We start from the raw sequence: 14,135 nt of genomic DNA, 5'->3' as shown, positions 1-14,135 counted from the left end.
TCTCTCAGGGGTTGGACGGCGGGCGGTCGATGTCGCCGCGCGTGAGCAGCTCGAAGTGGTAGTCGGTGCCCGCGGCCTCGCTGGGCTGTACCGCGCGGATAGCGGCCAGCGGTTGCATGGCGCCCACTGTGTTGATGCGCAGCACGTTGCCGGCGGCCCAGCCCATGCCCCAGCCCAGAGCCGGCAGTACGAAATACGGGGCATTGGTGTTGGGGTTGATGGGCGCGTAGTCCGCGTTGAGGGAGCCCACACCCAGGTTGCCCACGTACTGGCCGATGCACTCGAAGGTCGAGCTGTTGCCCAGGATGCGCAGCATCCAGCGCTCTGTCACTGCACCCGTATTCGTGACCACGATGGGCGAGATGGTGTCGTTGTAGCTGGCCAAGGCCTCCTGACCGTCGACGGTGTCCTGCCACCTGTTGCCCCATGTGTTCTGGTCGAATAGGTGGCTGACACGGGCGCGCAGACCGGGCGCCGCGGTGATCAGGGCCGAGCTGACGATGGAGCCTGCGGGGAATTCGTGGCTCAGCGCCTTGGTCAGGGTCAGCATGCCGCTGATCTGTACGTCCGACACGCGGGCCATCTCTTCGATGCGGTGCTCCACGCGCACCGGCTGGGCCCAACCCGTGGTGTCCTGGATCGCCACGGTGCCGGCGTCGAGGTTGGGCGTCCAGCCCTCCTGGATGAGCTGGCCATCGGCGCCGATCAGGTAGACCCGCGACAGACGCGTGCGACCGCAGTTGATGGTCTGGCCTGCACTGAGCTGGGCCGGACCCACCGACGCGCTGTGACTGACAACGACATAGCTGCCGACCCGGTAGATGGGCACGCGGCCATCCTGGGGCAGCCGCACGGGGTCCAGGCCGATGATGTCCGCGTCCAGCGGCAAATAGAAATAGCTGACGCTGTTGTAGCGCAGTGTGGTCGGGTCCACGGGCCAGGGGCGCCAGATCCGGTCCGGCTGCACGGCCCCCACATCGTCGGCCGAATACCACCACTCGGCCTTCTGGGCCGCAGTCAGCGAGGAGTCCAGCACGTAGTCGCCGAACTGCAGCTCCACGACCCCGCTCTGGTAGTCGATGCGTCCGCGCAGGTGGGTGCCCGAGATCACGCCGTCCACACCGGCCGAGGCCGTGATCTGCTCGCCTGTGGCGTCGGACAGGTTGAGCACGAACCCCGAAGGCTTGACAGGCGCTGCAGCCGTCCGCATGAATATGCTTGCAGTGGTCCAGTTTTGCCGCACAGTCCACAGGCTCTCGACCGCAAGGTCGGTGGGCTGGCCGTCGACCACGTAGTCGTAGATGCGCGCCACGCCGCTGGAGTAGTCCAGCGCGCCGGCCACAGTCCCCGCCGCCGAGGCCGTGCGGTCGCGCACCAGCACGCCGTCGTAGTCCTCGTAGACATGGCCCATCCAGCGAAAACGCACGCTGCCCGGCACGATGTAGTCGCTGGTGTAGGGGCACAGGTCCAGCGTCATCGGTTCGGGCGTGTAGCTCATTGTGTGCTGCTGGGCGCCGGCAAAGCCCTCGACATAGCTCACCGTGACGGTGCTGGCCGCCAGCAGCTCCTCGCTGACGCTGGTGTCGCTGCGCGCGCCGCCCTTAGCGCTGGAGTTGTTGGAGCCCGGGTCGCTGCCACCTCCCGACATCGACGTGGTCTCGAAGGTCTTGGCGTCCTCGTAGTCGCTGTTGTAGCCCTCGGTCCGGCTGTCAAGCCGCAGCAGGCGCACGTTGAGCGTCTTGCCCGCGTAGTTGATGGTGCCGTCCGGCCCGAACGACCCCTGGCCGTCATCGGTGAGCTGGTGGCGCACAGTGTCCTGCGTCTTGCTTGTCTGGTAGCTGGTCTTGCTGTGGCTGGACGATGTGCTGGCACTGGTCTCAGTGCGCACGGTGATGACTGCTGCTGCATCGCTCATGCTGCGCTCCCGTTGCCCCAGCGCTTGTACCGGGTGCCGTTGATATCCTTGGCGCCGGCGGTGATCTCCGACTCCGACCAGGTGACGCCCGCCACATCGGGCACGGGGTAGTAATAGCCATCGGAGCCATAAGCAGCCGTGACAGCGATATAGACGGTCTCCCCCGTGAGTACCCGCGTGCCAGCTTGTGCCATGTAGGGCACGTAGATATCGCCGCCGCTCAGGGGCACGCGCGTGGTGGTGGCCGGCGGGTTCACGCCGCCGGGCAGGGGCATGTAGCTGACCGTGCCGCTGGATTCTTTGGTCGCGGCCGTGCCACTGGAACTGGCGCCCGAGCTGGCCGAGAGATTGCGCACCGTGATCCAGCCCACGGACACCGAGCCAGCGGCGGGCACGGTGTCCAGGGTGATGGTGGCAAAGCCGCCGGCATCAGGGGTGACGGACACGCTTTTCTCGACGATGGCGGCGTACTCGTAGTCGATGGCGAACTGTCCGCCTGCGTCGATCATGAATTTGGGGCGCAAGCGCAGCGCGCCCGAGGCATGGTTGACCTCGCCCGTGGCATCGCCCTGCAGCTGCCCGGCGGCATTGCCCGTGGCCGTGCGCAGCACACCGCCCGAGGTCCACTTGATGACCAGGGTGCCGGGCTTGATGCCCTGGTGGTCCAGACGCAGCGTGTGCTCGGGCGCGCGCCAGCCCGTGGCACCCGACCGATTCACGAAGGCAGAGGCCTCGCCCCACTGGAAAATGATCGAGCTGCCCACGTCCGGGAGGGCCGGGAGCGTGACGGACACTGAGCCATTGGCATAGTTGACCGTGCCCACCGCGCCGCCGCCGGAGATCTCGCCCACGCCGTTGTCGGCGGCCACATACCAGACACCCATCACCGCGAACGAGATGGCCAGGCTGTTGGGTGCAGGGAACGGGCGCAGGATGTTGACCCATGCAAAGCCCCGATTCTCCTGGCCCACCTTGATGCGCCGCGTGTGCGGGGATGCGGCCACGCGGATCTCGCGCGGCGCCGTGGCGAGGGTGAGCTGACGCACGCCGGCCGGGCGCTGGTCCAGCGAGGCCGTCTCGGTGCGCGAGCTGGGCACCAGTTGGGTGTAGATGCTGTCCACGCGCAGCACGCTCTCGCCCAGACCCACGACGGCCGTCAACGGCTGGGCACCGTAGTAGGTGGCGGCGTCGGCCACAGTGGTGTCGCGGATCTTGGTCTTGCTGGAGTCGCCAGCGAACCCACGATTGGGCGGGGAGCCGGGGAATGCCGCAGCCAGGCGGGGCGTGATCTCGCAACTGGAGACGCTGGCTTGGTAGTCGATGTAGCCGCCGCTCGACGAGTACGTGAAGGTCTGTGTCTCGGTCTCGACGCGGAGCACGCGCACGTACTGCTGCACCTGGGTCGGCAGGCCCTCATTGAGCACCAGCGCAAGGGTGCGCCCGATGGCCGGGCCCGGCGTGCCCGGACGGTGAAAAATCTTGATCGAGGCCTGGCCCTGCACATGGTTCTCGAGCAGGAAGCCGCTCCACTCCGTGCCCGGGATCAGGTACGCCGCAATGGCCGCCGCGATGTCCGTGCGCCGCGCGAAGAAGCCGCAAGACGCCAGCGTCACACTGACATTGGGGTCGTTCGGCATGGCCGACAGGATGACGTTGGCATCCATGAGCGGCTCGGTATCCGGCGTACGCACAGCGGCGAACAGTTGGCGGATGCTCACGTCGCCGCCAGCGCGGTCCACTTCGGTGATGTCGCTGAAAATGCCGTTGCTCTTGCCCCAGGGGATAAGGTTGCCTGTTGGGCCACCGCCTCCTTCTGGCACGTCGTCCATCACCTTGGACGCGTACAGGCCTATATCGCCGTCTTTGATCGCCATTGCTAAATCTCCATCAGACGGACCACACACAGATACCAATCCGTTGGAGTGCGATCGCGGTAGTGCACTACAGGACGCGCTTCGAGGCCGCCATCCTGATGCCTAAAGACCACGTTCCGTGTTTCGTTTCGCAGTGTAAGAATGAGCTGCTGCCCCGGCACTGCGGCCCAATTTCGCAATTGCACAACGATGCCTGATGACATCCACGCACTGCTGTCATCCTCGGGCTCGAGGGTGATGGGCCGTCCCTTGTCCATTGCTGCTGCTTGAATGTCGAGGGCGCCGGTGATGGTCCGTTGCACGCTCTGCTGGACCGGATGCCAGTTGTCCTCGTCGGACCAGCGTAGGTCCGGGTTGAGGTTCAGGGTGTTCATGCCGTCAGAAAGGGTGATCACGATGCCGTTCCTCCAGATGCTTCGAGTTCGCGGAAGATGGCCGTCAGCGTGTCCACGTCCGCAGCACTGGATACGTTGACTTGCCGCTGCCGACCTCCAAGGTTGATAGTCACAGTCTTGTTGCTGCCCGCCGGCGACGCGGTCCCCTCCCCACTACTCCCGTTGCGCACCCGGGTTCTTGCGTTCTCCAAGACCCGCTGGTTGATTGCGTCGTTGACGTTGGTAAACCAGTCTTTACTCCCGCCAAGCGTTCCGGAGTCCATACCTGTGGGGTTGCCATTGCGCATGAATTGGTCGACCAAGGCGACTGCTTCGGCTTCCGACAACCCTTGGCTTTTTGCTGTGTCATAGACATATCGCTCGGTAGGCGCCGACTGCTGCATCCGCTGTCCGTTGCTATCCAGGGTGAAGCCGTCTTTGTCGATGTTCCACTTCTTGCGATAGGCCTCGGCTGCTTTCTCGGCGGCAGCCGCCTCCCGTTCCAGAAGCGAAATTTGCCGCTCGCTGTAATCAGCGGATTGCATGTACTTCATGGCCAGCTTGTCCAGGGCGTCGGCATGATCTTTACTGGCCAAAACAACTCCGCTTCTTGCCCGCGCCTCGTCTCTCAAATCGCCTATCAGCCCTTTTCGCAAGCCAGTTCCTTCTTTCAGCGTCTTAAGCTCCCGCTCCAACGCAGTAACTGCCTCACCTGCCGCTTTAGCACGAAGGATATCGGCTTCGGCCGCTTGGATACTTAGATCGATAGCTGCAATTTTCTGCGCTCGCAAGGGATCATCCAGACCAATTTCCTCTTTCTTAATCTGAAGCATTGCAATCTTCGCCTTGGTTTCCGCGATGACTGCATCCATTGTCGTCCTGGTGATTTTTATCTCAAGTTCTTTCTGCTCGATGAGTAGTTTCTTAAGTTTATATTCATCTCCATCTGATCTTGCCTTATCGATCGCCAAATTCAGCTTCGCTTTATCGAGGTCATATTGGGCGAGAGATAGTTGATAACCAGTGCGTATTGCCGATATACCCAGCTCGGCATTGGCATTGCGATCTTTCTCTGCGTCACGCACCTTGTAAATTGCGATAGCCTGCTTTTCAAACGCATCAGCGACATTCTTCTCTGTCGCCATGCCTCGCGCTTTTAACACTAAAGCCAGGGCGTACTCTTTATTGGCTGCTTCTTGCGCTGCCCTCAGTGCTTCAAGCTTGACGGACTGATCCCCTAGAGTCTCCGTTGTCAAGCGGCGCTGCAGCGCCTCCACACGAGCGACTTCTGCGGACTGCTTAGCTTGCTCAGCTTCTGCCCGGCCTGTGTTAAGTTTCTCTTTGAGCTTATCGGTTTGATCTTTAATTGCCTGCGCATCCAAGTTGCGAGCTTTGGCGTTCTGTTCAATTACTGCAATCTCCTGCTCCAATATTTTGACGGCTTCAGCCCGTTCTCTTGCCTCAACTGCAATGGCTTGCGAATATTTCTCTTTCATTTCTGCTGTAATACGCGTCGTCTCAATCTCACTCCCCATGAGTTCGGTAATGCGTATAACTGCATCTCCTTCATCTTTGACCGCTTTAGCAATTTTGGCAGCGTCATCGATGCGTTTCTCTTGAGCTTTTACGGCTGCTTGGCTGGCCACTTGATACTGAATAAGCTTGGCGCTTAGGTTCAACGTGGCATCGGCATTGAGGCTCGCAGTCAATGCTTGTAATTTCAATGACTCCGTAGCACCTTCAGCAGCAGACTGCACCGCCGCCATTTTTGCGGCTACGTTGGCTGCGCTATCCCCCAACGAGTCACCGCCACTGACGGCCTTCGCCATAGACTGCACGAGGCCTTTAACTCGATCATCAGCGGAAGACCATATATCTTTCAGTGCGGTCCATGGGTTAGTCCATGTAATGACCGCTGCTGCAAGTACACCCCCTGAGCGGTACAGCGCCCCGAAAACTTCAACGAGCCCGCCTACAGCCACGCTGGCCAGCCCAAGGACAAGACTAAGCGTCCGGATAGCAGCTGTCAGTATGTTCGTTCCTCCCGCATCCCCCAAGCTTTGGGCTAAGGCGGTTAGCATGTTCTTGAGGTCATTCCATGCGGGGATGATCCCTGTGCTTTCCCCGTGCAGTCCTTTCAATGCCTGCGTGAATGGCTCTACAAAATCGCGTGTTGCCAGCTTTCCTGATTCAACCAAAGCGATGAGTTGGGCTTGCGTGAGTCCCATTCCCTTCGCAACGAGACCCAGGGCGCCCGGCAAGCGATCTCCGAGTTGTTGTCGCAACTCTTCCATTGAGACGACACCTTTACTCGCCATTTGTCCCAGGGCGTTTAAAGATCCCGCTGTTGCCTCTGCATCAAGACCCAATGTGGCCGCGGCTTTAGTAACCGCTGCGAACAATGCGTTAGATTGCGCTAACGGAATATTAGCGCTTTGCATAGACGCCGAAAAACGCACGAACTCCCCGCCCAAACTCCCGACTGCAACGCCTGCGTCACGAGCTGTCTTGTTCAAGAAAATAATTTGGGATGCTGTAGTGCCAGTATCTTTATAGATCGCATTTAACCCACGGCGCATCTGATCCAATTGGATAATGGCCGTTATGGCTGCCGCCCCCATCTCCTTGACCTTGTTGACCAAGTACCCAATGGCGTCTGCAATCAGATTGCCTGCGGTGATCTGGCCCATGCTGTTCTTCAGCAGGCCGGCGGCCTTGTCGGCCGTGGTCATGGTTCCGGACACCTGGCGCAACTCGCGCTCAAGGCTCTGCACCTTCGTCTCGGCCTGCTGCATGGCCACGGCCAGGGAGCTGCCCGTCATTTTGCCTGATGCAGCCAGGGTGGCCATGGCCGCATTGGTGCTGGCGATCTCTCGCTGTATGTCCTCGATCGGCCGCACGTTGATTTGCTTGAACGCGTCGTTCACGCGCTGCGTGCTGGCCGCCAGATCCTGCTGCGTCCGGTCTGCCTCATCAAGGGCCCGTTCCCAGAAACGCACGTACTCGGCGGCCTGGACCATTTTCTGCGCCTCGGCCGCCTGTTTCGCGAATGCGTTCTGCGCCTCGAGTTCTCGCAGCGCCGCGACCTGCTCTTGCGTCCTCTTGGTGGCTTGCTCCTGGGCGATGCGCAACGAGACGACGGCATCTGCCTCTCGCTGCCACGCCTCGGCATCGGCTGTCGCTTGAGCCTTGGCCGCCGCATAGTCCCGCGCTGCCTTTGCAGCTTCGCGTTGCGCGACCACTTCGGCTTGCAGGGCTGCTTCTCCGCGCGCGTAGAGTTCAGCCAGTCCTTTCGCCTCGATCGCGGCAAGCCTGTCGGCTTCGGCCATACCCTCGATAGAGGCTTTGCGATCTTGCGCGGTCTTTGTGGCGCGCGTGAAGGTCGTCTGCAGGGCCGCTTCTGAGCCGGCGAGATCCGTCACGTCCACGCCCAGGGCGTCGGCAGCCGCGCCCGCCTCGCGCATGGCGGCGCCCTGCTTTTCAACAGCTGCGGCCGTTGCAGCCACCTGCCGTTCAGCAGCCTTGTAGGCGCCTTCGGCCTTTCGCTGATCGGCCGCCGCCTGGGTGACTGCCTCGCTGGCGCGCCGGTTCTCATCCCGCAGGGTCACAAGCGCCAGGTTGGCTTGGTTCTGCGCCGCCACCAAGGCTTGCAGGCGGCTGCGGTACTCGGCCGTTTGCTTGCCGGCGTTGTCGTATTCAGCTTTCAGCGCGCGCAGCGCGTTGCCGGCCTCTGTGTAGGTCTTCTCCCCTTCAAGCAGGCCTTGCCGGGCCGTGTCTTGTGCTGCTCGCGCCTCGTCGGTGGCTGCGCGCAAGGTCTCCAGGCGCTGGGCCAGTTCCTGCGCTGTTTGGCCCGCGCCCTCCTGGCGAGCTTGCAGCGCTGCAGTCTGGTCTGCCAGGGCCTTCACGCCCTGGAGCGCTGCATTCTGGTCGCCCAGGCGGCTGATCTCATCCGCCAGTTGCCCGAACTCTGCCGCGCTGGCATCGCCCGTATCGGCAAGGCGGCGCAGCTCCTTTTCCAGTTTGCTGATGTTCTCCTGCCCGAGAGACTCTATGCTCAGGGTCAGTTTCGCATCGCGGCTGCTTGTGGCCATGTCAGATCCTCGGAAAAACAAAACCCGCCAGCGCTCGAAAGCAGTGGCGGGTTGGGCTGCGGGCAGTGGCCCCGCCACGGAGGGAGGCGCTTACTGCACGGGGTCTTGCACTTCGACGATGTACGGTGCGTCCTTGCCCGTAGGTGTCTTGAGGTTGCCGGTCAGCGATACGTTGCCGAAGTCGTCGGCCAGGAAGTCGAAGGCGGAATCGGCAGACAGCACCGCCTCCCAGACGTTGACCGTGCACTGAGTGCCGTCGGCCTGGTTGATGCCGTCGAAGACGATGTGTGCACGAACTTCGGTGCGAGTCGAGCCCTTGATCGTGCGGCCCTTGGCAGCCGAGTAGGCACCCGAGACATTGACAGTCGCTGCATCGGCAATGGCGCCGCCAGCCAGCGCCATGATCCAGCCCATGGGGCGGTTCAGCTTGTAGTCGGTGCCTTCGACGTAGGTCGTCGTTCCGCCGGTGTTTTCGACCGAGATCAGGTCGTCGAGATTGCGCTTGCCCAGCGCGACCCACTTGCCGAGCTTCACCGTGACGGGAGCATCAGCCAGCGTGCCCGCAGCTTCGTTCAGCGCCGCATCCGTGCCCAGGAAGGCCATGGTCAGGATGTCGCCGGTGACTTCCTTCAGTTCCATCGTGAAGGTCGTAGGCTGGGCGATGTTCACGGACTCCAGAACCTGGCCGTAGTCGTTGCGGCCTTTGCTCGTGGATTGCACCGTGTTGACAGCAGGCTGCAACTGGAAGCTGTTGGCGTAGATCGGGCCCACGAGGCCCTGCGGAATGCCGTCGATCAGACGGTTGATGTAGATGTCGCCGGCGCCCAAGAAACTGCGTGCTGCCATGGTGTTCTCCGAAAGATGTTGCGTGCGGCAACGCGCACGTTCAAAGCGACACCAGTTTCGCTATTTTGCTAAATTCCGGGCTGCGGGCAAATTTCGGAACTACGCCTGCGCAAGCTGTTCGACGAACACCACGTCGATGTGCACCACCGCAAAGACGATGGGGACGCCGTCAGCACGAGGGCCGATATCTCGTCCGCGATACGAGACCGACTTGACCCGGCCGCCGAAGCTGAATTCAGCGCCAGCGCGCTCCGCGCGCGTCGCATCGGACGTCAGACCGAACAGAGCTTTCTTGATATCTGCAAGGATCTCGTGCGCCCGGTCATTCGGGTGGTCTGGGTCGCACTCGGCATATCCGCCGAGCACGTAGGACTGCGTAACCTGCTGGCTGCCGGCCCCTTGTACGCCGCCCGGCTTGTCCTCGCCTTCGATCAAGACCGCGCACGGCACCTGCTGGTCGTCGATCTTGCGACGGCCTCGGAACACGTGCAGGCCAATGTCGGTTTCGTAGCCGTTGGCCTTGGTGATGGTGGCCAGGCGCGTCGTCAGGTACGCCGCAATATCTCGGGCACGGGCGAGGGGTGTCATCCCAGAATCCTTTCCACCTGCTCGTCGACACGGCGCAGGAATGTGTCTTGGAGGTCGTCGGCCACCTCGTCGCTAATGCGGGGCGCCTGGTACGCAAAGAGTTGGTACACGGACGGGCCGTAGAGATGCTTGAGCTTTCCGCCCTCTCGCCGAAAGACGCCGACCTTCTCGCCCGCGGCTGCGCCAGCGCGCAGGTTCAGCAGAAAGCCGCTCTGCAGCGTCTTGGCCGCGCCCTTAACGACGGTGACGTTCACGCCGCCCTGCTTACCCCCTGCGGGAATTTTCAGTAGACCCTTGGAGCGAGAGGCCCGGTTCGTCTTGCGCGGGACAATCACCATCTGGGCGTCGTAAGTCGCAAGGCGGGTCATCAGGGCGCGCGAGCCGCTGGCTGTAATCGCGGCCTCGGGCTTGCCGGCCGTGGCGTGAACCACGGTCATGCGCCTGCGCAAGTAGTCGTCCGTCAGATTGATACCGACCGTGATGCGCTCTCGGGCCATCTCGTATGTCCAATCAGCAGTCTCGTTGATCGACGTCACCGAGACATCCACGAACCCTTCTGCATTCAGCCGACCCAAGTTGTCTGCCGCCTGGCGAATCTGGTCAACACCGATCTTGATAGCGGTCAGGCGGGTAGCCATCAGCGCAGCTCCATCACGACGAAGCGGCGGGTCACGCCGTTGTCTTCCACTGGCACGTCCAGTTGATAGGTCTTGCCGTTTTGGACGAATTTTTTGAACTGCTGGGGGTTGTGGCGCGCATGAATCGTGGCTACGTCGCGATTCGCCACCAGGTCGCCCCGGTACTGTGCCTCTTCGCCGCCGATACCCGCGAGTTGCACGCCGTGCTCGATGTTGATCTTGATGGGTTCGGTGGCCCCATCGTAAAAGGCATCCTCGCCTATTTCGTCGAGGATGCCTTCGGCCATTTCTTGGAACAAGTCCAACATGGCGCCAGCCTTTACGTAGCGGCTGTGGTCAGCTCAATGACCGCTTCAGGTAGCGTGTTGAGCACGATGGGGTTGGACTGCGATTCCAGGTCAACGCCCTTGTCGTGCGGCAAGCGTTCCTGCGAGGCGTAGTACGGCACGCCCAGGGTGTTGACCGTGCTCATGTAATCGCCAGGGGCATAGGCGATTTGGAACATGCCCTGCACACCTTCGGGGTACGCATAGGCCTTGCCCGCAGGGATGAAGTCGTGCTGATCGCCGCTGCCGTCGACCACGCCGCCCGAGTACACCTGGAACAACACCCCGTTGAACAGGAATGTCTGGCCGGGGAACTCGCGATTGAACGCCCCGTTCTGGTACAGCTCCCAGGCCTTGTACATCTTGTTGTGTCCGACGAACTTGTCGAACCACGACTCGCTGCACTTCACGCGGACACGGGTGAACGACTTGCCGCCCAGCTTGCGCTGAATCGCGCGCTTCAGGTCTTCGGTCTTCTGGCGCAAATCGGTTGTCGAGCTGGCCGAGTTGATGTCGAAGCCGATGACCTGGCGCGTCATACCGAAGATTTGGTACAGGTCCCAGATCACGCTCACGCCGTCGGCATCCAGCACTTCACCGCGCAGCGCACCGACGCGCATGTGCTCCAGCGTCAGGTCGATGTTGCCCTTCAGCACCGTCAACTGGCGGGACACGATACGCGAGACCTGTTCCACTTCAGTCTCGGAACCGACCGCGCGCACGTTCTGCACTTCGTCGGCCATGATGGTGTCGCCCTGAGGCAGATGCACCGCAGCGATCGGGATCAGCTTGCGACGCTCGCGGCCGGCCGTGGCGCGCACACCGCCGCGGGGCGCCGTGGGCACCAGCTTCAGGCCGGAGCCAGTGCGCTCGATCATCATCGAGGTCGTGGTGATGCCGTACTCGTTGAACAGCCCCTCGTCGCCCAGTTGGGTTGGGACGCGGGGGATGTCGACGATGGTCTGCGTGAGCTGGCTCACGCTGAAGGCGTCGTCATTGAAAATGTCGAGGGTTGCCATTTCTTGTAGCTCCTGAGTCGATCAAAAATGGCTCAGAGAGCCGGGGTGTGGATGCTCAGGCCGCCGACTGCGCCGCGTACCTTGATGCCCACCTTGCGCAGGTCATCTTCAGCCGCAGCCGTCAGGCCGGTCAGGGCCGAGCGCTTGACTTCGCAGTCGCTCGTGAAGGCGACAGCCGCCTTCAGGCCGGTGGCTGCAGGCAGATGGCTGTACAGAATGGCGACCGCCGTGCCCGTGCCGGTGTATGGCAGGTAGTTGTCGTCGGCCGGGATCACGTCGAGGGTCGCACTGTCGCCGGCAACGGCGGCTGTGGTGCCGGCTGTCAGCGTGAAGCCAATGCCGCCCGCCGAGAAGGCCGTTCCCAGAGCGCCAGCAGAACCGACTTGGGTGCCGCTCGGGTCTTTGACCACGAAGGCGGTCGCCGCTGTGAAGTCGATCGTGTAGGCGCCTTCGATCGCGAGAGCGCTGGCCGAAGCAGCCGAGATGGTCGGGTTGCCCGTGGCGCCTTCGTCCATGTCGAAAGCGACGCCGCCGACCGTGTCCTGGACCAGCAGAGCGCCCGACTTGACCTCGGCGCCGCTCTGGCGCACGTGCACGTTGTCGCGACTGCGCTGCCCGCTGGCCTCATGCAGGATGAAGTCGGCCAGGGGTGGATTGTTGTAGAGAGCGGTTGCCATGATCAGCGTCCCTTCTTCGATTGAGCGTTGTGCGAAGCCCAAAGCGTGTTCGTGTTGACGACGGCGGGCTTCGCAGGGCCTCCGTTCGTCGTGCCGGTTTTCGGAGTGGCGGGTGCGTTGTCCACCTGGGTGTCGGTGTCGGCCAGGTCCTCGATCAGCGCCGCGCGCACATCGGCAACGCTCTTGTTGTCGCGGATGAAGCGGGCGGCCTTGGCTTCCAGGTTGCCGACCTTGCACAGCGCAGTGATCTCGCGCGCAGTGGCGATGCGGGTCTTGGCTTCGTCGACCGAAGTGCAGGACAGGGCGAGGAACGGAGCGTGGGCTTCGAGGCCACCGGCCGTGGCAAGGGCAACAATCGCTTCGGCGACCGGAGTTGTCAGGGCATCTTTGTCCGCTGGTGACAGTTCCGGCTCTGGTTCAGGCTCGTCCACCTTGGCGGCAAACAGCTTGGCGACGTTTTCGGGCATTGACGCGCGCTCCACGTCGAACTTGGCCTGCATCTGCACCTCGGCCAGGAGGTCTGTAGCAAAGCCTGTGGCCAGAGCTTCGTCGGCAGTCATCCAGTTGTCTTTGCCGAGCATTGCGTCAGCCGTTGCCTCGTCGACGCCCAGCCGGTCCACGTAGATGCCTCGCAACTGGCCCTTGACCTTGTCCATCGTGTCTGCGTGGTCACGCAGCTCATCGGCCGTGCCCCAAATGCCGCTGGCGACGTTGTGCGTCATCGCCATGGTGTTCTTGGGCATCTCGCGCTTGTCGCCAGCCAGAAGCAGAACGCTGCCGATGCTTGCGGCCACGCCCATCACGCGGGTGGTGACTTGAAAGCCCTTGGCTGCGTGCGCGCGCAGCATGTTGAAGATGCCCAGGCCGGCGAACACATCGCCGCCGGGTGTGTTCAGTTCAACGTCGATATCGCCTGCGACATTTGCAAGCTGGTCGCGGAAGTCCTTGGCCTGGGTGCCCCAGAAGCCGATCTCATCGTCGATCGCCAGGACTGTAGGCTTGCTCGCAGTCTTGGCGCTAAATGCAAAGCAAGGTCGCATGTCGCAGTCCTTTCAGGAATGGCCGCATTTTGGGCGGCATCCTGCTAAACAGGGCTGCGGTTAAATTTCGGGGTTGTCAAGAGGCGCCGCAGCCTGGCGGCTGCGTGCTCCAGACATAGACGAAGACGACGATGGAAATAAAAACTTGGCTCGGGGACGGCCAATGGCCCATCCAGGGTTGGCACGCGGACACCAGTCCCGCGCAAAGCACCAAGGCCAGGGGTGCAATTTTGCGCAACGGCACCCCGGGAGAGAGTGTGTCCAGGCGGCAGAACGCCAATGCAGCAATGCTGAATCCGAGCATCGCATTGACGGTCGCCAACAGCAATTTGCTCTCAACCATGACCACCTCCATCACCTCGCATCTTGATCAGGATATCGACCAGGCGTGACACCTTGCGTGCCGCCCAGCCCATCACAGCCGGCCAGCGGTCCCCAATAAAGCCGATGACGAATGCCACGGGCGAAAACCACGCGCGCTGATCTTCGATTGGGTATCCTGCATTCACAACTGCCGAGACGGAGTAGGTCAACAACACCGAAAGGCCGTTGACCCGGACGAAGAACAGCACCGAGTTGAATCCTGTGGTGCGCTCCCGGGCCACGAGAGCAAACGAGGCGCCGATGGTAGACGCGAAGAGAATCACGAGATAAGGCCCTACCACGTGCGCAACGGCTGGTGCGAAAACTACAGAAGCAACGGCGACAGCCGCACTGATCGGATCGATCTGCGGCTGATTCATTTCA

The 14,135-nt window shown here is 62.1% G+C and carries 13 protein-coding genes; all 13 read right to left on the bottom strand.

The features are described 5' to 3' along the window. Window positions 1–4: 4 nt before the first annotated feature. Window positions 5–1,915 carry a hypothetical protein gene (locus DACI_RS17380; RefSeq protein ID WP_043781816.1) on the bottom strand — a complete coding sequence of 637 codons (1,911 nt, stop codon included), beginning with the start codon at window positions 1,913–1,915 and terminating at the stop codon, window positions 5–7. Then, the gene (locus DACI_RS17375) at window positions 1,912–3,789 is read right to left on the bottom strand and encodes a hypothetical protein (RefSeq protein ID WP_043781813.1); all 1,878 of its coding nucleotides are present in this window, start codon (window positions 3,787–3,789) and stop codon (window positions 1,912–1,914) included. The genes DACI_RS17380 and DACI_RS17375 overlap by 4 nt, the downstream gene beginning before the upstream one ends. A 2-nt stretch (window positions 3,790–3,791) precedes the next feature. Beyond that, window positions 3,792–4,184, bottom strand: coding sequence for a hypothetical protein (locus DACI_RS17370; protein ID WP_012205283.1), 393 nt, complete (start codon window positions 4,182–4,184; stop codon window positions 3,792–3,794). Then, the gene (locus DACI_RS17365) at window positions 4,181–8,254 is read right to left on the bottom strand and encodes a tape measure protein (RefSeq protein ID WP_043781810.1); all 4,074 of its coding nucleotides are present in this window, start codon (window positions 8,252–8,254) and stop codon (window positions 4,181–4,183) included. Before DACI_RS17365 ends, DACI_RS17370 begins: the two co-directional genes overlap by 4 nt. A gap of 90 nt (window positions 8,255–8,344) precedes the next feature. Next, complete coding sequence (locus tag DACI_RS17360) at window positions 8,345–9,100, bottom strand: phage tail tube protein (RefSeq protein ID WP_012205281.1); 756 nt, start codon at window positions 9,098–9,100, stop codon at window positions 8,345–8,347. 99 nt (window positions 9,101–9,199) lie between these two features. Further along, entirely contained in the window at window positions 9,200–9,688 is a 489-nt protein-coding gene (locus DACI_RS17355; protein WP_012205280.1) for a hypothetical protein, read from the bottom strand. After that, window positions 9,685–10,326 (bottom strand): phage tail protein, encoded by a 642-nt coding sequence (locus tag DACI_RS17350; protein ID WP_012205279.1) that lies wholly within the window; start codon window positions 10,324–10,326, stop codon window positions 9,685–9,687. Before DACI_RS17350 ends, DACI_RS17355 begins: the two co-directional genes overlap by 4 nt. Next, entirely contained in the window at window positions 10,326–10,634 is a 309-nt protein-coding gene (locus DACI_RS17345; RefSeq protein ID WP_012205278.1) for a hypothetical protein, read from the bottom strand. The genes DACI_RS17350 and DACI_RS17345 overlap by 1 nt, the downstream gene beginning before the upstream one ends. A gap of 11 nt (window positions 10,635–10,645) precedes the next feature. Next, the gene (locus DACI_RS17340) at window positions 10,646–11,671 is read right to left on the bottom strand and encodes a major capsid protein (protein WP_012205277.1); all 1,026 of its coding nucleotides are present in this window, start codon (window positions 11,669–11,671) and stop codon (window positions 10,646–10,648) included. Window positions 11,672–11,703: 32 nt separating this feature from the next. Then, on the bottom strand, window positions 11,704–12,348 hold the full coding sequence (locus tag DACI_RS17335) for a head decoration protein (protein WP_012205276.1): 645 nt from the start codon (window positions 12,346–12,348) through the stop codon (window positions 11,704–11,706). Window positions 12,349–12,350: 2 nt separating this feature from the next. Next, a complete protein-coding gene (locus DACI_RS17330; RefSeq protein ID WP_012205275.1) occupies window positions 12,351–13,388 on the bottom strand; it encodes a head maturation protease, ClpP-related in 1,038 nt (345 codons plus the stop codon). Between the two features lie 76 nt (window positions 13,389–13,464). Then, on the bottom strand, window positions 13,465–13,731 hold the full coding sequence (locus DACI_RS17325; RefSeq protein ID WP_157059666.1) for a hypothetical protein: 267 nt from the start codon (window positions 13,729–13,731) through the stop codon (window positions 13,465–13,467). Then, a complete protein-coding gene (locus tag DACI_RS17320; protein WP_043781804.1) occupies window positions 13,724–14,131 on the bottom strand; it encodes a hypothetical protein in 408 nt (135 codons plus the stop codon). Before DACI_RS17320 ends, DACI_RS17325 begins: the two co-directional genes overlap by 8 nt. Between the last annotated feature and the right edge of the window lie 4 nt (window positions 14,132–14,135).

The sequence above is a fragment of the Delftia acidovorans SPH-1 genome (assembly GCF_000018665.1).
Taxonomy (GTDB): Bacteria; Pseudomonadota; Gammaproteobacteria; order Burkholderiales; family Burkholderiaceae_C; genus Comamonas; species Comamonas acidovorans.
The sequence above is the reverse complement of the archived record's forward strand: the minus strand, read 5'-3'. Positions and strand labels throughout refer to the sequence as shown.